The organism is Tenacibaculum mesophilum (assembly GCF_003867075.1).
Lineage (GTDB): Bacteria > Bacteroidota > Bacteroidia > Flavobacteriales > Flavobacteriaceae > Polaribacter > Polaribacter mesophilus.
Genome location: NZ_CP032544.1, coordinates 102,025 through 128,500, shown reverse-complemented (window position 1 = coordinate 128,500; position 26,476 = coordinate 102,025). Strand labels below are relative to the sequence as shown.

Genomic DNA, 26,476 nt, shown 5'->3' with positions numbered 1-26,476 from the left:
AATTATGAAGAAGTTTTTGTTTTTAGCTCTTAGTATAGCTTTATTTTCTTGTGAAGAAAAGCCCGTAGAAAAAACAACCTATTCTGGGTCACAACGCGAAGCCATTATAGACAATATTTTAACACGCCGATCTATTAGAAAATATACAGATCAACAGGTTAGTAAAGCCCAATTAGATACAGTTATGAAAAGCGCTTTATTTGCGCCAAGTGCATTGAATAAACAACCTTGGGAAGTACGCGTTATTCAGAATCAAGAATTATTAATCGAAATTAATAATCGTTTTTTAAATTACGCACAAGGCAAAGAGTTTCAAGGTAGTGCCGCACGTTATAGAGAACCTGGTTTTAGCATTTTTCATAGCGCCCCAACGCTTATTGTTATAGCTAGAAATAAAAGTAGTAATATTAGCTATTTAGATAGTGGTATTATTTTACAAAACATTTTATTAAGTGCGCATGCTATAGATTTAGGCACGTGCCCATTAGGGACTTTAGTACCAATTTTAAATCTAGAAGAAAATAAAGACATTTTAGAACTACTAAACATTCCTGAAGGTTTTGAAGTCGCTATTAATGTTGCTTTGGGGTACCCTGACGAACAACCTGTAGCACCAAAACGTTACCCAGATCGAATTAAAATTATAGAATAGATTAAAATATTTTTTATATTTGGTGTTCTCAAAATTGCTATATATTTCTTCATTATATTTTTTAGTTGTCAGTAAGATTTGTTAGCAATTTTATTAAACTCATAAGTATTTTATGAATAAAAATGAAAAGAAAAATTTAATCAAAAATTAAAATATGATAGAAATATTAGCATTAGTTTTTTTAGGTAAGAAAATAGCTGAATTAGCAGGAGAAAAAGGAGAAAGCTCTAATAAATGGAGAGGTATAATGATTGGCTCTTGGTTTGGAGCAGAAATTTTGGGAATTGTAATATTTGCCTCTACAATTGGAATAGGTGATGATACTATTTTTCCTGCTGCAATGGTAGGGCTAGTTTGTGGCTTAACTAGTTATTTTGTTGTAAGAAGCATATTGACTTCTAAACCTGATGCTGTAAAGGAGTTATCTTAACAATAAAGTATAATAAAAAGGCATAACATTCTAAAGAATGTCATGCCTTTTATGTTTTACAATATTTTAGTCAACAGGTATACAAATATCTACAATACATTTTCCTTCGGGGTGTTCATTAGGGTTGTTATAAAAAATTTCATATGGATCTTGGTCAGCTTTCTTGAAACCATGTTCACTCATCCACACAAAACTACTTTCCCATGCTTGTTGAAATTCTGACGGAGTAATTTCTAAACGAGATACTATACATTTTAATTCAGGTATTTCTTTTACACTTACTTCTCCTTCAGTTTTTACCTCTGAATTTAAAGTTAAACAAACACTCATTCTTATTTTGTCTTCATCAGTAATTTTAGGACTGTCGTGATATACCGTTAACATTCTTAAATTTTCCTGCTGCATTAACCCTTTAGGATAAGCCCACTCCATTAGCTTATGGTAAGCATTTTCTACTGCATCCATTTTTCCTTGATGTGTTAAATAGGCTACTTTTAAGGTTGGCATTTTTTTTACTTCGGTTTTAGCTTTCATTTGCATCCATTTTAAGTTTGTATTTATATTACAAATGTATTGCTCAAACTGTGTTTCTATTTTTCCATTCTTGCTTTCTGTTTTACAAATCTTGCTATATTTAGATGGACTTTCTTTTTTAAATTCAGCAGGACTCATTCCGTAAAACTTTTTAAAAGCTCTTGAAAATGATGACAAGGTTACAAAACCTACTATTTCGGATACTTCTGTAACTGTTTTATTTTTTTTATTTAGTAAAAAAGAAGCTGACTTTTCTACTCTCTTTCTCGTTATAAAATCATTAACCGTTTCTTTGGTTACGGCTTTAAAAAGCCTATGAAAATGATATGGAGAGAAGTATGCCTTTTCTGCTATTTCTTCTAAAACAAGTTTGTTATCCAAATTTCTTTCAATAAAATCAATAGCATTACTTATACGGATTACTGTTTTATTGGGTATTTTTTTAGTTGAGTTCATAACTACTTCTTATTTAGAAACACCTACTTATCAAGAATTAATTTCCTTTTCTTGCAAAATTAAAAATACAAAACCTCCAATAAAATATAAAATAACATCAAATATGTCCGCTGTATATCTTTCCATATATTTCGGTATTATAAACTCAAAAAAAAATGAATATAATACACATATATAAACCATTACCCCTAATGGTATTTGATAATGTTTATTATTCTTACTCCATCTTAAAATATAAAGGCATATAGTTAATATTATAGGAATTATTAAAAAATCGTTTACATAATTATTAACTAATGTAGGTAGTTTTATAATTAACTTTTGTGCTATATAAATTAGACTCCCTATTAGTATTGAAATAGCAAAATAATATGTAAGTATCTTTTGTTTCACGCTACCCTACCCTGCTGCTACCATTGCTATAAACCATGCTATTAAAGCTCCAATAGCACTCACCAATAAATATGCTGAATATAAAACCCAACCAACAATACGGTACAGCCAAAACGAATGTTTTTTTAATCGTTCTGCTAAATTAGGATTTTCTATTTCATGCTTCGCTTTTTTGAGTTCTTCTTGCTTATAAGCTGTAACTTTTTCTTCTTGTTTTTTTTCAAAAGAAATTAATGTATTACAGTTTTTACAGTAATCTCTATTTTTATTGAAAACTCCACAGTTAGGACACTTAATATTTCTAGTGATTGCCATTTTCTTGTTCTTTAAAGCTATACTTATTTTTCTTTTTATAAGGGCGAATAATTAACCTTGTTTCTCTATCAAAACGTATGTAGTTATATACCCAATTCATAAACACTACCGCTTTATTTCTAAATCCGATGAGTGAAAATAGATGTACAAACATCCATATAAACCATGCAAAAACTCCTTGAAATTTCCAACGAGATAAATCTACTACCGCTTTATTTCTTCCAATGGTTGCCATAGATCCTTTGCTGTTGTACACAAATGATTTTTGTTTTTTGCTTTTTATTTTGGCTAAGATATTTTTACCTAATAATCGTCCTTGTTGAATCGCTGGTTGCGCCATCATTGGATGCCCTCTTTTATAAGTTTTAGTTTCCATACATGCTACATCTCCAATAGCATAAATATTATTGTAGCCTATTACTTTGTTGTATTCATCTACTTTAAATCGATTAGCTCTTTCAACTACACATTCTTCATTTAAACCATTAACAGCAGCTCCTTTTACTCCTGCTGCCCAAATAACCGTTTGTGCTTTAAAATGATCTTCTCCGTTTGTAGTAACAGTTTCTCCATCATAATCAAGTACACGAAGATTTTTCCACACATCTACTCCTAATTTTATTAAAAAATCTTCCGCTTTTTTAGAAGCTCCATTACTCATTCCTTTTAATAGCTCTCCTGAGCTTTGAATGAGATTAATTTTCATCTGCCGAATATCTAAGTCTGGGTAGTCTTTAGGTAAAATTCCTTTTTTCATTTCTGCCAAAGCTCCTGCCAACTCTACTCCTGTTGGTCCACCTCCTACAATAACAAAATTCATTAACGCTCTTCGCTTTTCTAAATCTGTTACCAATAATGCTTCTTCAAAGTTTTCTAATACCAAACTACGAATATTTAATGCTTGTGGAACCGATTTCATTTCCATAGCATACTTTTGAATATTTGTATTTCCAAAAAAGTTTGTTGTTGAACCTGTGGCTATAATCAACTCATCATACTCTAAATTTCCTATCGTAGTTTCTATATAGTTTTTCTCGGCATGTATTTGGGTTACTTTTGCTAATCTGAAGAAAAAGTTTTCTACATCATTAAATCTTTTTCTCAAAGGGAACGCTATACTGTCAGGCTCCAATCCTCCTGTGGCTACTTGATATAGTAAAGGTTGAAAAGTATGGTAATTGTGCTTATCTATTAATACTACTTGTAAATCTTGGTTTTCTAGAGCTCTTGCTACTGCCAATCCTGCAAACCCACCTCCTATAATTATTATTCGAGGAAAACTTGTTTGAGGTATGTTCATTGTTTATTAGGATTTTAAATCTAATTAGCAAATTTAACTAAAAGAGAAAGGAGTTAGTTAAAATTTATTTTTTAGTTTTACGCTCGCCCCCGTTAATCAAATCAATAACTGTCATGTTTAATTTTTTTAAAAAGAAAAAAGTAACGAGTTTAACTATTATATGTGATACTAACATTATACATGTTAATAATAAACCTCTTACATTTCCTACTAATTATAATACTTTAATTGATGTTTTAGGCAAACCTAGTAGAGAATTAAAAAAAAGTAATAATTATATTATTTGGGATACACATGGTATTTTTTGCGGTTATACTGATAGAGATAATATTTTATCCATAAATGTTTATCAAAATAAAAAAGATAGAAGTGAGTATAACACCCAAAAGCAGTTTAAAGGAAAGCTTTTTTTAAATAATGAAGAAATTACTAATAATGAGTTTGGTAAAATTCCATTAGGTAAAGTAGCTATTCACAGACTTGGTAGAGAGAGTGACACCCGTTTTGGATTTAGTCTTGGCGTTAATAGAGATTATAAAGATTTATAACTCTAATTTAACTTGCTGTAAGGTTTTGTTTGTTGTGATGAGTTTGTCAATTATTTTTCTTCTTAAAGTTTCAATATCCTCTTCATAATAACGTGCCCACTTGTATTCTTTAAACAGAGTTTGAATTTGTTTTAAACGCTGATGTGCAAACTCTGAAGTCATTAAAAAATGAGCTTCTTCTGAATTATTTTGAACTCTTTTAATATTCACTTTATGCACTGTATAATCTACTTCTAAATAGAATACTTTATCAGTACTATTTAGTGGATAAAAATCAGACCAATTTGCGTACCCTACATAATAATTTTGATTTTTATAGTTTTCTATTCCCTGAATCTTCCAACGACAATTGGCAACCCTACCCCAGTGATTTGAATAACGAAAAACACCCTCGGCTGTGTAATAGTAATAACTACCTGATTTACTTTGAAAATGTGCCTTCATATCATCAAAGAAATTGACATTTTGCATTTCAAACTCACAGTACGTACTTCTGTAAAAATTGAATTTATGATACTTCATTTAATTTCCAAAAGCGGTTAGTACTATTTTTCTTTTACCTCCATAATTTCTGTGCTCACCTAAGTATATTCCTTGCCAAGTTCCTAAGTTGAGATTTCCATTGGTAATTGGAATTTGTACCTGACATCCTAACATAGAACTTTTAATATGTGCTGGCATATCATCGGCACCTTCATAATCGTGTTTATAGTATGGCATATTTTCAGGAACCATTTTATTGATATGCGATTCGAAATCTATTCGAACGGTAGGATCTGCATTTTCATTAATGGTTAAACTAGCAGAAGTATGCTTTATAAATACCTGTAACTGTCCTATTTGAATATTTTCAAGTTCTGGAAGTGCTTCTAACAAAACATCTGTAATTAAGTGATAGCCTCTATTAAATGCTGGTAATTGAATTTCTTTTTGGTAAAATTGCATTTTACAAATCTAAAATACTTCTTTTATAATTTTTAGAAATTCTTGCTTTTTTGTTTTTGAAATAGGAATTGTTGTTTGATTTTGCATTAATAAAAAATCTCCGTCTTTTTTAACAAATTTTTCTAAATAATGAAGGTTTATTAAGTAAGACCTATGACATCTAAAAAATAAGTTGTTTCCCTGAAGTTGATTTTCAAAATATGCTAGTGGTTTACAAATTAATTCTCTTTCTCTATTTGCTAAATGTACTTTTGTATACATTCCATCTGCTTCTAAGTATAAAATATCTTCATGCGAAACAAAAATAATTTCTCCTGGTACTTCTAAAGCGATTTTATGTGATGATAATGATTGAATGGCTTTTTTTAACTCTGAAAATTGTGCTGTTACCTTTTTTTGGTTAATATTAACTTTTGCTTTATTTATAGCTACTCGTAACTCTTCTCTGTCAATTGGTTTAACCAAATAATCTATTGCAGATAATTTTAGTGCTTCTAATGCGTATTGTTGATATGCTGTTGTAAAAATTAATTGAAACTCTATAGGCTCTGAAATAAAATCTAATATTTCTAAACCTGAGTACTCAGGCATTTCAATATCTAAAAAAACAATGTCTGGATTGTTTTCTTTAATTGACTTTACTCCATCTACTAAGTTATCTGCTGTAATAACATTTTTTATTTCAGGAAAAAACTCTGTAAGCATCGTTTTCATTACACTACGTGCTTTTGCCTCATCATCAATTATTAAAGCTTTCATTATTAAATTCTTTTTATTTTTAGTGTTACTATCGTTCCTGTAGCATTATTGTTTTCATCTACTTTATCCGTAAAATCTACTGAAATATCAAATAACTTTTCTTTCTTATACAACGAAACTCGCTCTTGGGTAGCGTTTACAGCAAAAGACTTATGCCCTTTTCTTTTCTTATTAATTTCTGAAGATTTTTTTCGTCCAACACCATCATCTTTTATCGTTATAATTAAAACCTTGTTAATATTTTCTTCTATTGTTATCCATAAATTCCCTCGGTCTTTCTTATGAACAAGTCCGTGTTTTATAGCATTTTCTACAAAAGGTTGTATAAACAACGGCGGAACTTCAATTTGATCTTTATTTATGTTTTTATCTACTAAGAAGTGAACCTTAAATTTATTTTCAAATCGTAATTGCTCTAATGATATATAAATCTCGAGTGAACTAAGTTCTTCTTTGAGTAGTATTACATTTACTCTACTATGATTTAAATACATTCTTATTAAACGAGAAAATTTAACTAAGTAATCACTTGCTAAATATTTCTCATTCTTCATTACATAATCTTGAATAGCTCCTAAGGAATTAAAAATAAAATGAGGGTTCATTTGTGAGCGTAAGTTTTCTAGCCTTAACTTACTTATTCTACTATCTAAAATTACCCTTTCTAGTTCTCGTTCTCCTTCCTCTTCTTTCCATTTTAATTTAATTCGGTAATATATTATTATTCCTAAAACAGATATTATAAATATTGTCACAATAAACCACCAACTTTCCCAAAAAGGCTTTTGTACAATTATTTTAACTCCTTTACTTTCTTTTCCTATACTTCCATCTAAACTTTTGGTTCTAAGTAAAAACTTATATCTTCCTGATGGAATTCCAATATATCTTACTACATCATCGTTTAACTCAGATGTTTGCCATTCTGTATTAAAACCTAAAAGTTTATATTGAAAAACATTTTTACTACTAGATTTAAATCCATTAGCATTAAAGTTAAATGTAATGTCGTTAGTTTTGTAAGGCAGTTTGTATTTTGTTTTTATTTCTTGTTCTATTCCTCCAATTTTAACATTACTTATGTAGGCTAACGGAGCTAATTTTGGTTCTATTAACTCTGGAACAGATGTGTTTATTCTACATAAAAAATTGTTACCAGGTATCCATAAATAATTATTTTGTATTACTGGAGTTTTAAATTTTATAGCACTTTTATCAGTTAAGTTTATTGTATTTATTATTTTTTTATCTGTATCGTATCGCTGTATTCCTTTTTCAGTAACAATCCATAGAAAATTGTCCTTCCCTAAAATTCCTTTTATTTGAGATTTTAACAATCCGTTTAAACAGGTTATGCTATCAGTTACTTTTCCTGCCTCTAAAGCTAAAATTTTATCTCTTGTAGTTGCCCATATTTTACCGTTAGTAGTTTGAGTGTATTCAGAAAAAATAATAGGTTTATTTTGATGATGTACTGGAATAGTTTGTAATTTATTGTTATAGGCTACTGTTCCATCAATATAAGTAACGTAAATAAGTTTGTTTTTTGAATCGTAATGAGTACTAATAGGTCTTTTGTTTTCTAAAACTATATAATCTTTATTTCTAGAAAGTTGAGTATAAATAATAGCACGTCGATATGATAGATACACCAATGAATCTTTATTTATTTTCGTAAAACCTTTAGCTGTGGTAAACTGATTTCCTACATTAGTAATTTTCAACTTTTTTATATCATATGTATAGCTACTGGTTCCGTTTGTGCTTATATATGCTTTTTGTAGGTTTTTATTATATTTTATTCTATTAACAGGTCGTTGATTAGATAAACTGATAATTTTATAATAATTATCTTCTGTATTGTAATCTATTAAGTTACCATTTTGAGTTCCTAATAATAATCTATTATTACCAATGGTTTCTATTGAGATAATATCTTCTTTTATTTCCACAAAACTTTTCTTCGTTATTTCTAAACTTGGCACAACGAAAATTCCATTTTGCAGTGTTGCAAGCCAATAATTATTCTCATTATCTTTTAGAACATCAGTTATATGATAATCTTTAAAAATTTGTTTAGTATTATTTACTTTGTTTTTGTTTAAAGTTATATAAATACCTTTTGATGTTAACAACCAGTTTTCTTTAAACTTTTTGGTATTATAAACTTGTGCTTTTTTAAGAGCTTCAGGAAGTTTTGTGGTAGTTATTTTTCTCGTATGTATATTAACTGAAAATATCTTTGAGTTCTCCTTTTCTACTTTAACAACAACATCATCAAACCATTCAAACATTTGAAGCTTTCCTTCATTTAAAAAGTTTTTTTCTATATCAAAGTTTATTTTTTTAAAAACTGCTTGCCCACTTTCTTCATAAACTTGAGTTATAGTATTAGTTTCTTTTAAATTGTAGTAAAAAAAACCATTTTTTGTTTTTGCTATTTTAGAAATATTGGCATTTAGGTCTTTTTTTATCGACGCAGTTTTTTTATCTATTTGGTAACTTTTTCTTTGTGATATAAAGAACACATCATCATTAAAAACAATTAAGCTTGCAAATGCTCCTTTCAATTCATTTGAAAAATCTTTAAATAATTGTAGTTCTTTATTTACTACTTTATAAATATGTCCTGAAATGGTCGAACACCAAATTTGTCCTTCCTTATCTATTTGTAAGTTAAAAATACTTTTTGTGGTAGAAATAGTATTTTTAACTTGCCTAAATCTTTTACCGTTGTAATAAAACAAACCTTGCTCCCCTCCAACCCAAACTAGGTTATTTTTATCTTGTATAATATTATAATTTGCTAAAGATACTAATCCATCATCAGATGTAAATTGTGTATAAAAAGGCTCCTGTGAAAATACATTTTCAAAGAGAAAAGAAATAAAGATTAGTATATAAAAAGTTTTTTTCACAAATTTAATTTTATTACAAAAAAAGGTGGTTATGCAATAATACGCAAAACACCACCTTTTAGAACTATTCTTAACTTAAAGTCTGTATTTTAGTTTTTAGGTTTAGCATCACATTTTACATACCCTCCATAAGGAGCTCTAATACTTCCTCTGTTAATTCCATTAAAAAAAGGACTCCCATATTTTCCTCCACCTATATAATCTTTTCTTACTATAAACTGTTGCAACATACATTGCCCATCTGAATTTTTCTGTACAACAGCTCCTACAGCCCATTGATATAAAGGTACCCCTGTTACCTTATGTTTTACAGTTGACCATTTATCAGATGTCATGTATTGATATATATTTTTCATACTCATTTTACCATAATATTTATTCAATCCACTTACAGCTGCATTTTTAATTGCTGAGTTTTTATCAAAACTCCCTTTTGCTGGCATTGTTACACTATTTAACTTTGCTCCTAACCAATCTTTACGTAAGTTATCAAACTTAGCAAAAGTTGTTTGAGATGTTAATTCAGGATTTTTATAATACTTCTTAATTTTTTCTGGATTTTTTGCAGCTATTACAAACTGCTTTGGTTGAGCATTATTCATCCACTTATGACCAACGTTATCGTTTTTATGATATACCTCTGCTCCAATTAATAATACTCCTGGTTCCAATAAGAGAACATTAGCATTAGTCCATTCTGGTCCGCCTCCCATTCCAAATTGGAACTGAATATTACCTTTATCGGCAGATTTTCTATATTTTTCAGGAACCACACCATAACGTTTTTGGTTTGGTGAAAAATATGCATTTAACTGATATGATGTTGGATCATATTCAATAGAAAAGCCTTCGTAAATATCACCTGGATTGCTATCAAAATGACTTGAAGGATTTCTAACAAAGTATTGTGATAAATGGTAGTAACCAGACAGTTCCATCTTATCAGAAAAACCACCATCATAAGCAGGCATTTTTTTAAATTTCGTTCTGTTTAATACATAAATTTGATTGTCTTTAAATTTATCATTTTCACTACTTTCTATAGGTGAAGGAATTTCGCTCACAACTGTTCCTTTACTATTTTCTTTAGCTAATAAGGCTTCTTTTTCCGCTACTTGTTTTTGTTGATATTCTTTATACTTTTTAAAATAAAAATCTTGCTTTTCTTTATCGTTGGGATACTTTTTAGCTAACTCTTTCTTAAACTCTTCATCTGAATACTCATTTGTATTAGACGTTGAATTAGTATCTGAACTTGTAGTTGATTTTTCTATTGATGAAGAAGCTTTCTCTTCTATTTTTTTTGTTACTTTTTGCTTAGCTTTTTTTAACATATTACCAAACTGAGCATTGGCTGTTTGATGAAACAAAAAACTAGCTAAGAATAAACAAACTAATATTGTATATTTTTTCATTTCTATTATTGTTTTTATGCTATTAGAAGCTACCTGCTTTTTACACAGGTAACTTTCTTTCTTGAATTACTATTTAAAGGGAATGTTTTTTATTGACATGCGACTGTATTCCAAGAAGCTCCAGATGGCTTAACCCATTGGTTTGCTTGTGTATTTGGTGGATTCAAAGGATCAAAACCAGCATCATGTTGAATACATGTTAAGTTATCATTTCCATCTGCAATCATATAAATGAAATTTACATTATTACCATTTGCTACGTTTAAACTTGTTAAATTATTATTTCTTAAATGCAATGAAATTACTCTTGAATTATTAGAAATATCCATGCTTGATAAGTTGTTATTATAAGCAACAAGTGTTCTTAAATCTGGATACATAGAAACATCTAACGTACTAATTTGATTCTGTTCTAAATATAAAGTTCTTAAACCGTTTGCAATAGTAGGTAACACTAACGTAGAAATATTGTTACCTCCACATTGAAAATTCACTAAGCTAGAATGATTTGTTAAATCTATTGTACTAATACTATTTTGCTGAATTAATATTGTTTGTAAAGCTGTATTAGCTGAAAGATCTAATGAAGTTAAGTTATTGTTTTTTAACGACAAATGTGTTATTGCTGTGTTTTGGCTTAAATCTATACTTGTTAAAGAGTTGTTCATTGCATGAAATTGTGAAATATTTTCAAAAACCTCTAAACCAGTAACATCTGAAATACTAAGACCATCTACACGAATGACACCTGTGTAAGCTTGTGCTTCTGAAACCTGAATTTCACCATCTCCATTTGTATTTATCGATGAATCCCCTACCAATGCTGACTTAAAGTTGGCATCTGGTATGTTTACAATATTACCTGTAGCAGCTTGCAACCCCTTTCCACTAATAATAATAGCATAACTCGGTTTTGTAGGATCATTACTTTCTACAACTATCATTGCCTGCTTTTGTCCTTCAGATTGTGGTGTAAAACGTGCTGTTACCTCATAAAAGCTATTAGGAGCAATCGTTTGTGGTGCAGATACATTTACCAAAGTAAAGTTATTAGCATTGGCTCCGCTCATTCTAATATTACTTACCTCTAAATTTCCTTGACCATTATTCTGAATAGCAAAAGTTAAATCATTTCCAGAGTTCCCTACAGTAACATCACCAAAGTTTAATCCTGTTTCACTAAAAGCAATTGCAGGTTGTGCTGGCGCTGTTCCTGTTCCATTCATTGGTAAAAACACTTCATTTTCACTAGAGTTATTAAAAAATCTAATAGATGCTGAAGCAAATCCTTGTGAACTTGGCGTGAACTTAACTTCAAAAGTATATGTATCACCTGGAGCAATAGTTCTTATTAATGAACTTGTTCCTCCTATTACTGTAAAAGATGATGATGAACTACCTCCTATAATATTCACATTAGTAATCTCTAAATCTGTATTTCCTGTATTAGAAACTATAATATTTTTAGATAAGTCTTCACCTACTTCAACATTCCCAAAACTTATAGGTGATTCACTAAACTCTATAACTGACATAGGTGTTGCTGTAGCTTTACCGCTTAAGGCAATGGCTTTAACACCTGCATTAGTTGTCACCTCTAAACTTGCTGTTTTTTCTCCTACATTGGTTGGCTCAAATACTACCGTAATGGTTTTAGTTTCTCCTGCAGCTAAAGTTTCTGTTGTTGCTGAAGTTGAAAAGTTAGCAGCATTGGTCCCTTTTATTTCAAAGCCTGTAATTTCTAAGTCTGCATCTCCACTATTAGTTATAGTAAACGTAGCGTCTTTTGTTTGATTAATCTCTACGTTTCCAAAAACCAAAGCCGTTTCACTTAAATCAACACCTGGTAATGGTTTTGGTTTTGCAATTCCTGTTACTTTTACTTCTTTTTTCCCAATATTAGTCGTAATTTCTAAGATAGCCTTTTTTTCTCCTTCTGTTAAAGGAGCAAAGGTAATTTCAAAAGTATACGATTCTTCCTTTTTAATTACTTTTGGTACTGCACTAGTTGAAAAATCAGCAGCATTTGTTCCTTTTAATACAAATTCATCTATTTCTAAATCTGAACCTCCCTCATTTGTTACTTTAAACGAATAGTTAATAGTTTGTTCTACTTCTACTGCTCCAAAATCCTTTTCTATATCAGTAATAGAAAACTCTGCTGGAATAATTTCTTCATCCTTATCACAACTTGTGATACTTACAAGTACAAAAAGAATAGCACTTGCATACATGTTAATTTTTTTTCTCATGTGTGTTTATTTTTCTGATTTATTTTTTGTGCTTCCTTATAGTTATAAAGCACTTCTCCCTTATATTGGAAGTAAAATTACACACAGGACACCTCTTACAGTGAAAAAACTGCTGAAGTGATTTTATCTTTTTCTAAAACACTTTTTTTTTTTTCTAAAACACCTAATATCTATTTAAAAGCAAAAAAGCCCGTCAAATGACGAGCTTTTTTACATCTACAGTCCTAATAAAACTTGTAATGCTTTTTAGGATAATACAATCAAATTTATTTTACTTCTTCAAAATCTACATCTTCTACATTATCTCCTCCTTCAGCTGAAGCTCCTGCATCTGCACTTCCTTGCGCACCAGCTCCATTTGCTTGTGCATCTTGTTGTGCTTTATACATCTCTTCAGAAGCAACTTTCCAAGCTTCGTTAATCTTTTCCATTGCAGCATCGATAGCAGCAAGGTCTTTAGATTCGTGTGCTTTCTTTAACTCTTCTAAAGCAGCCTCGATTGGTTCTTTCTTATCTGCTGATAATTTATCACCAAACTCTTTTAATTGCTTTTCAGTTTGGAAAATCATGGAATCTGCTCCGTTAATTTTATCTGCAGTTTCTTTAGCCTTTGCATCTGCATCTGCATTTGCTTCTGCATCTGCTTTCATCTTTTGAATTTCTTCATCTGTTAATCCAGAAGAAGCTTCGATACGGATGTTTTGAGATTTACCTGTTGCTTTATCCGCTGCAGATACGTTGATGATTCCGTTTGCATCAATATCAAAAGTTACTTCAATTTGAGGAACTCCTCTTGGTGCTGGTGGAATATCTGTTAATTGGAAACGACCAATTGTTTTATTGTCTGCTGCCATCGCTCTTTCACCTTGTAATACGTGAATATCTACTGATGGTTGGTTATCTACTGCTGTAGAGAATACTTGCGACTTTTTAGTTGGAATGGTTGTATTTGCATCGATTAACTTTGTAAATACATTACCCATTGTTTCAATTCCTAATGATAATGGTGTTACATCTAATAATAATACGTCTTTTACATCACCAGTTAACACTCCTCCTTGAATTGCTGCTCCTAACGATACAACTTCGTCTGGATTTACTCCTTTACTTGGCGCTTTTCCGAAGAACTTCTCAACTGCTTCTTGAATTGCAGGAATACGAGTTGAACCTCCTACTAAGATAATCTCATCGATATCAGAAGTTGATAAATCAGCATTTTTTAACGCTGTTTGACAAGGCTCGATAGTTCTTTTTACTAAATCGTCAATTAATTGCTCAAACTTAGCTCTACTTAACGTTCTTACCAAGTGCTTTGGTCCACTAGCTGTAGCAGTGATATATGGTAAGTTAATTTCTGTAGAAGTTGTGCTTGATAATTCTATCTTCGCTTTTTCAGCAGCTTCTTTTAAACGTTGTAATGCCATAGGATCTTTACGTAAATCCATATTTTCTTCAGCATTAAACTCATCTGCTAACCAGTTAATGATTTTTTCATCTACATCATCGCCTCCTAAGTGCGTATCTCCATCAGTAGCTAATACTTCAAATACTCCATCTCCTAATTCTAGGATAGAAACATCATGTGTACCTCCACCAAAGTCAAATACTACAATTTTCTTATCATCATTTGCTTTATCTAATCCATAAGCTAAAGCTGCAGCTGTAGGCTCGTTAATAATACGACGAACTTTTAATCCTGCAATCTCTCCTGCTTCTTTAGTTGCCTGACGTTGAGCATCGTTAAAGTATGCTGGCACAGTAATTACAGCTTCAGAAACTCCTTGACCTAAGTAATCTTCAGCAGTTTTCTTCATTTTCTGTAATATCATTGCAGAAATTTCCTGAGGTGTATACATACGATCATCAATTTTAACTCTTGGTGTATCGTTATCACCTTTTGCTACCTCATAAGGAACTCTTTCTGCTTCTCTTTGAGACTCAGAATATTTATTCCCCATAAAACGTTTAATAGAATAAACTGTTTTAGTTGGGTTTGTTACTGCTTGACGCTTTGCAGGATCTCCTACTTTACGTTCACCTCCTTCTACAAATGCAACTATAGAAGGGGTTGTTCTTTTTCCTTCTGCATTTGGAATTACTACAGGCTCATTACCTTCCATCACAGACACACATGAGTTCGTAGTACCTAAATCTATACCTATAATTTTACTCATAATCTTTATTTATCTTTTTTTAAGTTTTAAATTCAATTTTACGAGTAGTATTAGTCAAAGTGTATGCCATTGGTTTTTTATTTGTATTTTGACAGAAAAAGACACAAAACCAATCATTTTTTATGACAGAGTGTCATTAATCGATGTTATCTAAATAAGATTCATAGACCATTACTATATTAGCAAATGTATTCTGTAATGCTTCAATTGTTTCTTTTTTATTTTTAAACTCTGCTTTTGTAATACCTTCTTCTAATTGAGGGGTTAAACTTCCTTCATAATTAGAAAACATTAAATACCAGTGTGTTTCTTTTAATCGATATTCATTTTGTTGTATAAACAAATGGTATGTAATAAGGAGTTCTTTATTAATAATTAGTTTTTCAATACCACATTCTTCTTCCACTTCTCTTATTGCTGCTTCCATTAAGTTCTCTCCTTCCTCAATACGTCCTTTGGGTAAATCCCATTTATTTCCTCTGTAAATAAACAATACTTTTTTACTTCCGTTTAAAACCAAACCTCCAGCAGCAATTATTACTTTAAATTTAACCTTAAAATCTTTCCAATCTTCTATTAAATTATTAGAATAGATATAAAAACCGTTTAACTTACCTACTTTTAACTTATAAATAAGTTCTTGAATAATTGTATTTTTGTAAATATAAACTGGAAAATCTTCTTCATTTTTAAATGAAGTTGTAAAGATTATTGGTTTATCATTAACAAAAACTTTATACATTTGCGCTATGGATTTTAACAAAGATACAGCAAAAAAAACTGCCGAGCTTCTTTTGCAAATTAAGGCTATAAAATTAAGTCCCCAAGAACCTTTCACATGGGCTTCTGGCTGGAAATCACCTATTTACTGTGACAATAGAATCACGCTATCATACCCTCCTGTTAGAAACTTTTTAAAACAAGAAATTGCTAAACTGGTAGAAGAAAAACACGGTAAACCTGATGTTATTGCAGGTGTTGCTACTGGTGCTATTGCTATTGGTATATTAGTTGCTCAAGAACTTGGAGTACCTTTTGTGTACGTTAGACCAGAACCCAAAAAACATGGTAGACAAAATCAAATTGAAGGACATATAGAAAGTGGTCAAAACGTTGTAGTGATTGAGGATTTAATTAGTACAGGAAAAAGTAGTTTAAATGCTGTAAAAGCACTTAAAGAAGCACATACCAATGTAAAAGGAATGATAGCTATTTTTTCTTACGGATTTAATATTGCCACTGAGAATTTTAAAAATGATAAAGTAGAACTTACTACTTTGAGTAATTATGAACATTTATTAGAACAAGCCTTAGATAGTAAATATATTACTAGTGAAGAACTTCGAACATTAGAAGATTGGAGAATTGCCCCTAGTGAATGGAATCAAAACAATAAATAACAGCACAACAATGAATATAGAAGGAAATACAGTTACTGTAAAAAAATCATCTAAAGATTTATTTGAATTTCTAACTAAATTAGAAAACTTTGAACAACTAATGCCTGAAAACACTCAAAAATTTGAGGTTGATGGTGACAGCTTTATTTTTGGTTTAAAAGGTATGCCAGAAATTCGCTTAATCATGAAAGAAAAAACAGAATATTCTAATGTTACTTTAGGCGCTGCAAGCAGTAAACTACCTTTTACATTAGCTGCTGATATTAATGAAATTAACGATAGTGAAAGTAAAGTTACTTTAAAGTTTAATGGCGAATTTAATGCTATGATGGCTATGATGGTTAAAGCTCCTTTAACAAAGTTTATAGGTACATTAACTGAAAATTTAGAAAAGTTATAAAGTAGCAAACGAAACTTCTTTCAAACCAAATTCTTGAATCGTTTCGTTTTCTAATTCTATTTGGAGGTTTCCACTTTTTGAAACTCCAATAATTTTCCCCATAAATAAAGTGTTCTGACTATTTTTAAACATTGTTGGAACATTTTTTTTATACAATACTTTTAAGTAAGCCTTTTCTAGTAAGTCATATTCTTTTTTTTCTAAGAGATTAAAATAATCTTTTAGCTTCATTAAAATGCTTTCTAGCAACGTTTCTAAATCAAACTCTTTTCCTAGAATCATTTTTATAGAAGACGCATTTGGTAAATTTTCGGGAAATGATGCTTGATTTACATTGACCCCTATACCAATTACAGAAGACACTAAATCATTCCCTTTAAGAGTATTTTCAATTAATATACCCACTATTTTTTTATTTCCTGACAGAATGTCGTTTGGCCATTTTACCGACAAGTTTGGTATTCTTAATGCTTTTAAAGCTTGAAAAACACTTAATGAAACACTAAAATTTAAGTACTTGTGCTCTCGAATATTTAACCCTACAAACCTTGAAAACACACTAAAAGTAAGGTTTTTCCCCTCTTCAACAACCCATTCAGAATTGATTTGACCTCTACCTTTAGTTTGTGTTTTTGCGACTACCACCGTAAAATCATCAACTACCACTTTTGACACCATATTCTTTAAAAAACTGTTGGTAGAGTCGATGGCATTAAGTTTGATTATTTTCATATGAATTTAGCGTGTAAAACAAGTATCAATATTACATAAATTACTCGCAAAAAAATAATAACTTTGCTAAAACTTAATTTTTTTTAATGACAATAAAACAAACAAACACAGACGATCTTTTAGCTGTGATTATTAAAGGGATTGATGATGTAAAAGGAGAAGATATCCAATTACTAGATCTAAGAGAGATAGAAAACACTGTTTGTGATTATTTTGTAGTTTGTTCTGCTAATTCGAACACACAAGTTAATGCCATTTCCGGCTCTGTACAAAAAATAGTAAGTAAAGAACTAAAAGATAAACCTTGGCACATTGAAGGGCAAGGAAACTCTGAATGGGTTCTTATGGATTACGTAAATGTTGTTGTACACATCTTTCAAAAACAAGTTCGTGAATTTTACGATATTGAAAGCCTTTGGGGAGATGCAAAAATTACAGAAATCAACCCAGCATAATTGCTAACATTTTATACACCTTTTTATGAGTGATAATAAAAAAAATGCGCCAAAATTTAGTTTTAATTCATTTTGGCTATACATACCAATAATAGTTATCCTACTAGGATTAAGCTTTTTTAATTCTGGTAATTTAGGTTCTCGTAATATTACAAAAAACGAGTTTACCAAAATTCTTCAAGCAAACGATATTAAAGAAATCGTTGTAGAAAACAATAATGTTGCTCAAATATTTTTAAAGCCTGAAGCTGAGAAAAAAGAAGAGCATAAAAAACTAGCAGATTCTCCATTTTACAGAAAAGGATCTCCTCTTTACACTTACAACTTTGGTGATTTACAAAATTTTGAAAATGAAATTAACAAAGAAAAAGAGGATAAAAATCTTGACTTCGATAAAGTTAATGTTGAAAGGACTAGCATGATGGATACCATTATTAGCTTCCTTCCTTTTATTTTATTGATTGTTATTTGGCTTTTCTTTATGAGAAGAATGTCTGGTGCTGCTGGAGGCGGTGGTGCTGGAGGGCAAATTTTTAACATTGGTAAATCTAAAGCTAAGCTTTTTGACGAAAACACTAAAGTTAAAACTACCTTTAAAAATGTAGCTGGCTTAGAAGGTGCTAAAGAAGAAGTTCAAGAAATTGTAGACTTCTTAAAGAGCCCTGAAAAATACACCAAATTAGGAGGTAAAATTCCTAAAGGAGCTTTATTAGTAGGACCTCCTGGTACAGGTAAAACCTTATTAGCAAAAGCTGTTGCTGGTGAAGCTGGAGTTCCTTTTTTCTCTTTATCTGGTTCAGATTTTGTTGAAATGTTTGTTGGTGTTGGTGCCTCACGTGTACGTGACTTATTTAAACAAGCACAACAAAAATCTCCTTCAATCATTTTTATTGATGAAATTGATGCTATTGGACGTGCTAGAGGTAAGAACAGTATGACTGGTGGTAATGACGAACGTGAGAATACCTTAAACCAATTATTAACTGAAATGGATGGTTTTGGTACTGATACTAATGTAATTGTATTAGCTGCTACCAACCGCGCTGATGTATTAGACAAAGCTTTGATGCGTGCTGGTCGTTTTGATCGTCAAATTTATGTTGACTTACCAGACCTACACGAACGTAGAGAAATTTTTGAGGTTCACATTAAACCTTTGAAATTAGCTGCTAATGCCGATTTAGAATTTTTAGCACAACAAACACCTGGATTCTCAGGTGCAGATATCGCTAACTTGTGTAATGAAGCCGCTTTAATTGCTGCTAGAAAAGGTAAAGAAGCTATTGAACATCAAGACTTTTTAGATGCTGTTGATAGAATCGTAGGTGGATTAGAAAAGAAAAATAAGGTTATTACTCCTAAAGAAAAGAAAGTAATTGCTTTTCATGAAGCTGGTCACGCAACTGTTAGTTGGATGTTAGAACATGCTGCCCCTTTAGTAAAAGTAACTATTGTTCCTCGTGGTCAATCGTTAGGAGCTGCTTGGTACCTTCCTGAAGAGAGAAAAATTGTTCAAACAGAACAAATGCTTGATGAGATGTGTGCTACTATGGGAGGTAGAGCAGCTGAAAAACTAATTTTTAATAAAATCTCAACTGGAGCGTTAAGTGATTTAGAAAAGGTTACTAAACAAGCTCGAGCTATGGTTACTGTTTATGGCTTAAATGATAAAGTAGGAAACGTTACTTACTATGATTCTTCAGGTAATGATTCATTTGTAAAACCATACAGTGAAGCAACTGCACAAAAAATTGATGAAGAAATCTCTGAAATAATAGAGAATCAATACAAAAGAGCTGTTGACATACTAGATCAAAACAGAGATAAATTAACTGAATTAGCTGATTTATTACTTGAAAAAGAAGTTATATTTAAAGACGATTTAGTAAAAATATTTGGAGACAGACCTTTTGGAAAAGAAGAAAAACCTCAAATTACAACAGAAGAATAGTTTTTATTTTAATGAATTTTTTCAAAAAAATATTTAAAATATATCAAGAATCATCTAAAGAAAAAAAAGCCAACGAACAAGAAGTTTATTTGTCTTTAGATGATTCTTTTGTTCATCATTTTATTAATAAAGGAGGAAAATTTTTATACTGTACATCAATAAACGAAGTAAGTAATAATTTAAAGAACATCTTACAAGAAAACAATTGGCGCAAAATTACTTGTACCGATTTTGATTTATTAAAGATTACTGAAAAAATTGATATTTCTGTACAAAACTATTCCTCAGAATCTGTACCTTTTTTTACTTCTTGTGAACATTTAATTGCCGATAAAGGAGAAATTTTATTTTCATCCAATCAATTAGGCAGTCATAAAATAGCTTCTCTTTCTAAACATTTTATAGTTTATGCAACTACGAGCCAGCTTGTAAAAAACACTGGAGAAGGATTAACAGGTATTAAAACACATTTTAGCGGTAATATTCCAACAAATATCAGTTCTGTTAAGAATTATAAATTTGAAGTTGAGGATGATAATTTTTTGAGTTATGGTAATAATAACACAAAAGATTTATATTTGCTGCTCTTTGAAGACCTTTAAAATATGTCTAACCTTTTTGTAAGAAGTCTTTCCGCACTTGTTTATGCTATTCTATTTATTTCTGCTATTCTTTTTTCTGCAGAAACATACATAGGATTACTTGCTTTGTTTGCTACTGTTTGTATTTGGGAACTTTCTAAAATTATACAAACAAAAAATATAATTCCATATATACTTTTAGCTAGTGTTGTTTATTTAACTTTTAAGAATACAACTTTTAAGTACACTGATTTTTTATTTGGCATTACTATAGTTGGATCTACTGCTTTGATTTATTTACTTATTAGCTCCAAACTAATTAAAACAGATACTTTAGCTAAAAAACTTTTTTTACAAGTTATATATTTAGTATTACCATTTTACTTCTTAATGAACCTTCCTTTCATTAATGGTTCTTATCATCCAAACATAGTTATTTATATAATATTTATTATTTGGACTAATGATAGTTTTGCCTTTTTAGTGGGTAAAAATTTTGGAAAACGAAAATTATTTGAAAAAGTATCTCCTAAAAAAACAATTGAAGGGTTTATAGGCGGTTTATTATTTTCAATAATTGCAGGTTTTGCTATTGGTCAATACTCTGGAATTTTTTCTATCTTAAACTGGATAGTCATTGCTATCATAGTTGCTATTTTTGGTTCTTTAGGGGATTTAGTAGAATCTAAGTTTAAAAGACAAGCTAACGTGAAAGATAGTGGTACAATTATGCCAGGTCATGGAGGCTTATTAGATAGGCTAGACAGCTTGTTTTTCCTTGCTCCCTTCGTATATTTGTACATTCATTACATAATGTAAACTATCTATAGGCACAAACCTCAATTATGAAAGATGATTTAGATTTAAAGTTTAAAGAAGCTTATCAAAAAGCATCTAAACTAGAGGAAAAGCTTCCTCCTGATGTTATGCTACGTTTATATGCTTACTATAAACAAGCTGTAAAAGGAGACAGGTTTACATTTAATGATAATAGTGACTTACGAAATGCCTTTAAATTTAATGCTTGGATGCAGCTTAGAGGTATGAGTGAGCCAGAAGCAAAAAAAGAATATATTAAACTAGTAAACTCAATTATAAAATAAACCTCATGAAAAAAATCGTTTATTCTTTAGTTATTTGTTTTACAGCTTTTCAAATGACATCTTGTAAATCTGAAGCAAAAAAAGAAACAAAAACTACAAATAAGGAAATTAAAGTAGAAAACAAGGCTGCATTCGTATTACAAGATGCTGACAATGTTATAAACTGGACAGCTTACAAAACTACTGAGAAAACACCAGTGAATGGAGAATTTAAAAAAGTAAACATTACCGCTGGTGGTGAAGCTAACACAGCTAAAGACGCTATAAATAATGCTGAATTCTCTATTCCTGTAAGTAGTATTTTCACAAAAGACACTAGTAGAGACTTTAAAATTAAAAAGTTTTTCTTTGGAGTAATGGATAAAACTGAATTACTTTCTGGAAAATTAGTTCTAGAAAATGACTCTATTGGTTATGCTAATATTACCATGAATGGTGTTAGTAAAAAACTTCCTTTTAACTACACATTAAACGGAAAAAAGTTTAGTTTAAATGCAACTATGAAAATTACAGACTGGCAAGCTAATAAAGCATTAGAGTCTTTAAATACTGCATGTAAAGACTTACATAAAGGTGCTGATGGTGTTTCTAAAACTTGGGATGAAGTTGCTTTAAATATTACATCTGTTTTTAAATAAAAACCGATTAAACATATATTTGAAAGCCTCAGAATAATTTCTGAGGCTTTTTTAGTTTTAATGTACTTCAAACATCCATTTTTTTACAGGCTTATAAAAAGCAATGACTAATAAACCTATTATTACTGATATTACTCCTAGGTTGGCATACACAGAAACATATGAGTACAATTGGTGAAAAACCTCAGGTTGCCCCATAACGGTTGTGGATGATAAACCGGTTAATAATTCAGTTACTTTTCCAAAAAAGCCCTTAGAAAATACTCCTAAACTACCGTTAACAACTGTTGTTAAATTGGCTATTTTACCTGCAAAAAAATGACCATAAAAGTTTGCTGAAAACCATACGCCCATTATAAAAGCAATGTACTTTACTGGAGATAACTCTGTCATTTTAGATAATCCAATAGGAGATAAAAACAGTTCTCCTGTTGTTAGTATAAAGTACCCTAAAATCAAATACATCATTGGAGTTTTAGCTAATTCATCAACTTGATAACCTGACAAGCTAAAAGTTATAAAACCTACCCCTAAAAACAATAATCCTAATCCAAATTTTATAACAGAGTTTGGATTCTTATGTATTTTATGCAAATACCCCCAAAGCATTGAAAATGGGACTGCCATTAGAATTATAAAAGTAGAATTAATACTATTTGTTTGAGCTGCATTTATTCCTACTAAGTTGACATTTCTATCTGCAAATAAAGTCAGTGAACTACCTGCTTGTTCAAAAATTGCTGCAAACAATGTATACAAAACGGTAAAAAATATAGCTACAGAAAGTTTTTTACGTTCTTTTGAAGTTACAGTTCGTAAAATCTTAATTAAAAACAATATCAGAAATAACGAAACAATCCAAACTAAGTAATGCTCAAACTCATGGTAATAAACTATCAATGCAAATACAGGAACAGACAAAAGTGCTGCAATTGTTATTAAGTTTCCTTTTTTTACTCCAAATTGTTTCTCATCAAATAATTCTTGATTTGGTACTAAGCCTTTATCTTCAAAAACATTTTTCTTAAGTCCACCTTTAAAAACTAACAAGCCTAACAACATTCCTATTCCAGCCAAAACAAACCCATAATGCCAACCATATAATTCAGCTAACCAAGCACATAATAATGGAGCTACTGCTCCACCAATATTAATTCCCATATAAAATATGGTAAATCCTGCATCTCTCCTATTATCCCCATCAGCATATAACTTTCCAACAAACGAAGATATATTGGGTTTAAAAAAACCGTTTCCAACGATAATTAAAGATAACGAACCATAAAAAAATATCGGATGTTCAAATGTCAAAAAGAAATGTCCTAACGCCATTAACACACCTCCTAAAACAATTGCTTTTCTAAATCCTAATATTTTATCAGCAAGCATACCTCCTATCATAGGAGTCACATACACTAACGACATATATGCTGCATACACACCAAAAGACATTTCATCAGAAAAAAGCAAATGTTTTGTCATATACAACACCAATAAAGCTCGCATTCCATAAAAAGAAAAGCGTTCCCATAATTCAGCAAAAAATAAGTATAAAAGTCCCCTTGGATGCCCTAAAACATCAGTTCTTGAATTCATATATTCCATAAATTTTAAGTTTATACGAATATATTTTTCGACATCTAAAACCTAAAGGTATGTAGTTAATTGTAGTAAAAAATAAGCTTTTGTAAGTTTTTGTAACCCAAAAATTAACATCTTATTAATATCTACAAACGCTTATTTAATAGTTTTACTATTATATTTGCACTATTAATTTTTATTTATGAAGAATTTACTATCAAATTTAAAAATAGAGATCCCTTCAGGAATATACATCAAAGACCCTGAAACCTCTGATTTGGGTAAAAGAATAATAGAGAACAGTATTATACTTATTGAAGAAATTGGTTTTGAGAATTTTAATTTTAAAAAACTAGGAAAGTTAATAGGCTCTAACGAAAGTTCTATTTATCGTTACTTTGAAAGTAAACATAAACTCTTAGTTTACTTAACTTCTTGGTATTGGGGGTGGATTCAATATTTATTGGTAATCGAAACTTACAGTATTAGTAACCCAAAAGAGAAATTAATTAAAGCCATAGAAGTTCTAGCTAGAAAAGCTGAGAAAGACAATAATTTTTCACATATTAATGAGGCATTACTTAACTTAATTGTAATTAACGAGAACTCAAAATCATACTCTACTAAAGAAGTAGATACAGAAAATAAAGAAGGTTTTTTTAAATTGTACAAAGAAGTAGTAAAACGTTTTGCTGAAATAATTAGTAATTATAACAATAATTATAAACATCCATTAACACTTGCAAGTACTATAATTGAAGGTATATTACATCAGCAATTTGTAAAATCTCATTTTAAATCACTAACTAATTGTGATAAAAGTACAACTACCACTTCCTTTTTTATTGAACTAACTTTAAACGTACTTTCTAATGAAAGAGAAAAATAAACTAACTCCATGGCAGCGATTTCTAGGATTAATAAATCTAGAAAAAAAAGACACCTTACAAATAGCATATTATGCCATTTTTGAAGGAATTGTTGCACTATCATTACCCTTGGGAGTACAAGCCATTATAAACTTGTTACAAGCGGCACAAGTATCAGCTTCCTGGATTGTTTTAGTCATCTTAGTTACTTCTGGCGTTGTTTTTAGTGGAATATTAAAACTAATGCAATTTAGAATTATTGAAACCATACAACAAAGAATTTTTACAAGAGCATCCATAGAGCTTAGTTATCGTTTTCCTAAAATTAAAATGATAGAATTAAGAAACTACTATCCACCTGAACTTGCCAATCGTTTTTTTGATACGCTAACCATTCAAAAAGGTATTTCTAAAATATTGATTGATGCTCCATCAGCCATATTACAAATTGTTTTTGCTTTATTACTATTATCTTTTTATCATCCATTTTTTATTGTTTTTGGATTTTTAGTTATGTTACTAATTTATGTTGTATTTAAATACACAGCACAAAAAGGTTTAGATACTAGTTTAAAAGAATCTAAAAACAAGTATAAAGTTGCTCATTGGTTACAAGAAATAGCTAGAACTATAATAAGTTTCAAATTATCAGGAAAGACAAGGTTAGCCCTTGAAAAAAGCGATATTTTAGTAGATAATTATTTAAAATCTAGAGAAAGTCATTTTAAAGTGCTTGTTATGCAATATATTCAAATGATTAGTTTTAAAGTTATTATTACTGCTGGGTTACTTCTTATAGGTGGTTTTTTGGTTCTTACTCAACAAATGAATATTGGTCAATTTGTTGCTGCAGAAATTATTATAATTTTAATTATGAATTCTGTAGAGAAACTAATACTTGGACTCGAATCTTTTTATGATGTACTTACATCTATAGAAAAGCTTGGGGAAGTTATTGACAAACCTATAGAACCACAAAAAGGCAGTAACATTAATAAAGATAAGCCTTTTAAAATTGAACTTCAAGATGTTTCCTACATTGTAAATAATAGACAAAAACCTGTCATAAATAAAATTTCATTTGAAATTAATCCACAAGATAGAATTTTAATTCAAGGAAGTAGCAACTCAGGAAAATCTAGTTTAATTCAACTTATCTCTGGTTTAATAGAGCCTACTTCTGGTAATATATTTGTAAATGATTTATCTTTAAAGGGCATTTTTATTAATAATTACAGATCTAACTTAGGCTTGTCTCTTTCTGAAGAAACTCCTTTTAAAGGAACTATTAGAGAAAATATAACTTTTGGTGACTCTTCAATAACTGATGAAGAAATATATAGCATCTTTAAAGTTGTGGGATTAACAGAATTTTTAAAGCAGCAACCTAAAGGTTTAGATACTTATTTAAAACCTGAAGGAAAACTTATTGCCTATACTGTAGCAAAAAAAATCATCCTTTCAAGGGCTATTATTAAAAGACCTAAACTACTTATTTTAGAAGACCCTCTAGACCAATTTGAAAAAAATGAAGCTAAGAAAATTATCGATTTTATTACTAATGTTTCTCAACCATGGAGCTTAATTATCGTTAGCCGTAATGAACATTGGAAAGAAAAATGTAATAAACAAATTACCCTTGAAAAAGGCAGTATTACTAACTTTAAATCGTAAG

The 26,476-nt window shown here is 30.1% G+C and carries 26 protein-coding genes; 13 read left to right on the top strand and 13 right to left on the bottom strand.

Annotation, left to right across the window (positions count from 1 at the left end):
• Positions 1–4 precede the first annotated feature (4 nt).
• Complete coding sequence (locus D6200_RS00670) at positions 5–652, top strand: nitroreductase family protein (RefSeq protein ID WP_073181315.1); 648 nt, start codon at positions 5–7, stop codon at positions 650–652.
• A gap of 154 nt (positions 653–806) precedes the next feature.
• A complete protein-coding gene (locus D6200_RS00665) occupies positions 807–1,082 on the top strand; it encodes a hypothetical protein (RefSeq protein WP_073181316.1) in 276 nt (91 codons plus the stop codon).
• Positions 1,083–1,148: 66 nt separating this feature from the next.
• Here the strand turns inward: D6200_RS00665 and D6200_RS00660 are convergent, their stop codons facing one another.
• From D6200_RS00660 to D6200_RS00650, 3 genes are all read right to left on the bottom strand, one after another.
• Positions 1,149–2,072: an AraC family transcriptional regulator gene (locus tag D6200_RS00660; protein WP_073181317.1), complete on the bottom strand. Its 924-nt coding sequence runs from the start codon at positions 2,070–2,072 to the stop codon at positions 1,149–1,151.
• Between the two features lie 399 nt (positions 2,073–2,471).
• Positions 2,472–2,780 (bottom strand): hypothetical protein, encoded by a 309-nt coding sequence (locus D6200_RS00655; RefSeq protein ID WP_047789311.1) that lies wholly within the window; start codon positions 2,778–2,780, stop codon positions 2,472–2,474.
• Positions 2,767–4,080, bottom strand: a complete 1,314-nt coding sequence (locus tag D6200_RS00650; protein WP_073181318.1) for an NAD(P)/FAD-dependent oxidoreductase — start codon at positions 4,078–4,080, stop codon at positions 2,767–2,769. The genes D6200_RS00655 and D6200_RS00650 overlap by 14 nt, the downstream gene beginning before the upstream one ends.
• Before the next feature lie 113 nt (positions 4,081–4,193).
• Here D6200_RS00650 and D6200_RS00645 point away from each other — a divergent pair, with 113 nt between their 5' ends.
• Complete coding sequence (locus D6200_RS00645) at positions 4,194–4,628, top strand: DUF7738 domain-containing protein (protein WP_047789313.1); 435 nt, start codon at positions 4,194–4,196, stop codon at positions 4,626–4,628.
• Here D6200_RS00645 and D6200_RS00640 read toward each other — a convergent pair.
• The 8 genes from D6200_RS00640 to D6200_RS00605 form a co-directional block, all read right to left on the bottom strand.
• Positions 4,623–5,150, bottom strand: a complete 528-nt coding sequence (locus D6200_RS00640) for a hypothetical protein (protein WP_073181319.1) — start codon at positions 5,148–5,150, stop codon at positions 4,623–4,625. The genes D6200_RS00645 and D6200_RS00640 overlap by 6 nt on opposite strands.
• Positions 5,151–5,573: a secondary thiamine-phosphate synthase enzyme YjbQ gene (locus D6200_RS00635; protein WP_047789315.1), complete on the bottom strand. Its 423-nt coding sequence runs from the start codon at positions 5,571–5,573 to the stop codon at positions 5,151–5,153.
• A gap of 9 nt (positions 5,574–5,582) precedes the next feature.
• Positions 5,583–6,332, bottom strand: coding sequence for a LytR/AlgR family response regulator transcription factor (locus D6200_RS00630; RefSeq protein ID WP_047789316.1), 750 nt, complete (start codon positions 6,330–6,332; stop codon positions 5,583–5,585).
• 2 nt (positions 6,333–6,334) lie between these two features.
• Entirely contained in the window at positions 6,335–9,250 is a 2,916-nt protein-coding gene (locus tag D6200_RS00625) for a sensor histidine kinase (protein WP_073181320.1), read from the bottom strand.
• 89 nt (positions 9,251–9,339) lie between these two features.
• The gene (locus tag D6200_RS00620) at positions 9,340–10,665 is read right to left on the bottom strand and encodes a hypothetical protein (protein ID WP_047789318.1); all 1,326 of its coding nucleotides are present in this window, start codon (positions 10,663–10,665) and stop codon (positions 9,340–9,342) included.
• Between the two features lie 89 nt (positions 10,666–10,754).
• Positions 10,755–12,917 carry a choice-of-anchor D domain-containing protein gene (locus tag D6200_RS00615; protein WP_082118647.1) on the bottom strand — a complete coding sequence of 721 codons (2,163 nt, stop codon included), beginning with the start codon at positions 12,915–12,917 and terminating at the stop codon, positions 10,755–10,757.
• A gap of 266 nt (positions 12,918–13,183) precedes the next feature.
• Complete coding sequence (dnaK, locus tag D6200_RS00610) at positions 13,184–15,091, bottom strand: molecular chaperone DnaK (protein WP_047789320.1); 1,908 nt, start codon at positions 15,089–15,091, stop codon at positions 13,184–13,186.
• A 136-nt stretch (positions 15,092–15,227) separates the two neighbouring features.
• Entirely contained in the window at positions 15,228–15,833 is a 606-nt protein-coding gene (locus D6200_RS00605) for an NUDIX hydrolase (protein WP_073182644.1), read from the bottom strand.
• A 7-nt stretch (positions 15,834–15,840) separates the two neighbouring features.
• Between D6200_RS00605 and pyrE the strand changes: the two genes are divergently transcribed.
• Positions 15,841–16,491 carry an orotate phosphoribosyltransferase gene (gene pyrE, locus D6200_RS00600; RefSeq protein ID WP_047789321.1) on the top strand — a complete coding sequence of 217 codons (651 nt, stop codon included), beginning with the start codon at positions 15,841–15,843 and terminating at the stop codon, positions 16,489–16,491.
• A gap of 10 nt (positions 16,492–16,501) precedes the next feature.
• Positions 16,502–16,891 (top strand): orotate phosphoribosyltransferase, encoded by a 390-nt coding sequence (locus D6200_RS00595; protein WP_047789390.1) that lies wholly within the window; start codon positions 16,502–16,504, stop codon positions 16,889–16,891.
• Here the strand turns inward: D6200_RS00595 and D6200_RS00590 are convergent.
• Positions 16,886–17,623, bottom strand: coding sequence for a biotin--[acetyl-CoA-carboxylase] ligase (locus D6200_RS00590; protein WP_073181325.1), 738 nt, complete (start codon positions 17,621–17,623; stop codon positions 16,886–16,888). The genes D6200_RS00595 and D6200_RS00590 overlap by 6 nt on opposite strands.
• A gap of 86 nt (positions 17,624–17,709) precedes the next feature.
• On the opposite strand from D6200_RS00590, the gene rsfS reads away from it, so the two are divergent.
• From rsfS to D6200_RS00560, 6 genes are read left to right on the top strand one after another with little or no spacing between them, the layout of a single operon-like run.
• A complete protein-coding gene (rsfS, locus tag D6200_RS00585) occupies positions 17,710–18,078 on the top strand; it encodes a ribosome silencing factor (RefSeq protein ID WP_047789323.1) in 369 nt (122 codons plus the stop codon).
• A gap of 25 nt (positions 18,079–18,103) precedes the next feature.
• Entirely contained in the window at positions 18,104–20,029 is a 1,926-nt protein-coding gene (gene ftsH, locus D6200_RS00580) for an ATP-dependent zinc metalloprotease FtsH (protein ID WP_047789324.1), read from the top strand.
• Positions 20,030–20,040: 11 nt separating this feature from the next.
• Complete coding sequence (locus D6200_RS00575; RefSeq protein WP_073181327.1) at positions 20,041–20,631, top strand: hypothetical protein; 591 nt, start codon at positions 20,041–20,043, stop codon at positions 20,629–20,631.
• A gap of 3 nt (positions 20,632–20,634) precedes the next feature.
• Positions 20,635–21,429: a phosphatidate cytidylyltransferase gene (locus D6200_RS00570; protein ID WP_047789326.1), complete on the top strand. Its 795-nt coding sequence runs from the start codon at positions 20,635–20,637 to the stop codon at positions 21,427–21,429.
• A gap of 26 nt (positions 21,430–21,455) precedes the next feature.
• Complete coding sequence (locus D6200_RS00565) at positions 21,456–21,713, top strand: acyl-CoA-binding protein (protein ID WP_073181329.1); 258 nt, start codon at positions 21,456–21,458, stop codon at positions 21,711–21,713.
• Positions 21,714–21,718: 5 nt separating this feature from the next.
• Positions 21,719–22,351: a YceI family protein gene (locus tag D6200_RS00560; RefSeq protein WP_073181331.1), complete on the top strand. Its 633-nt coding sequence runs from the start codon at positions 21,719–21,721 to the stop codon at positions 22,349–22,351.
• Between the two features lie 57 nt (positions 22,352–22,408).
• Here D6200_RS00560 and D6200_RS00555 read toward each other — a convergent pair whose 3' ends face one another.
• Entirely contained in the window at positions 22,409–23,947 is a 1,539-nt protein-coding gene (locus D6200_RS00555) for a peptide MFS transporter (protein WP_125064356.1), read from the bottom strand.
• A 187-nt stretch (positions 23,948–24,134) separates the two neighbouring features.
• Here D6200_RS00555 and D6200_RS00550 point away from each other — a divergent pair, with 187 nt between their 5' ends.
• Both D6200_RS00550 and D6200_RS00545 read left to right on the top strand, forming a co-directional pair.
• Positions 24,135–24,821: a TetR/AcrR family transcriptional regulator gene (locus D6200_RS00550; RefSeq protein WP_047789330.1), complete on the top strand. Its 687-nt coding sequence runs from the start codon at positions 24,135–24,137 to the stop codon at positions 24,819–24,821.
• Positions 24,805–26,475, top strand: coding sequence for a peptidase domain-containing ABC transporter (locus D6200_RS00545; protein WP_073181333.1), 1,671 nt, complete (start codon positions 24,805–24,807; stop codon positions 26,473–26,475). The genes D6200_RS00550 and D6200_RS00545 overlap by 17 nt, the downstream gene beginning before the upstream one ends.
• The last annotated feature ends 1 nt before the right edge of the window (position 26,476 follow it).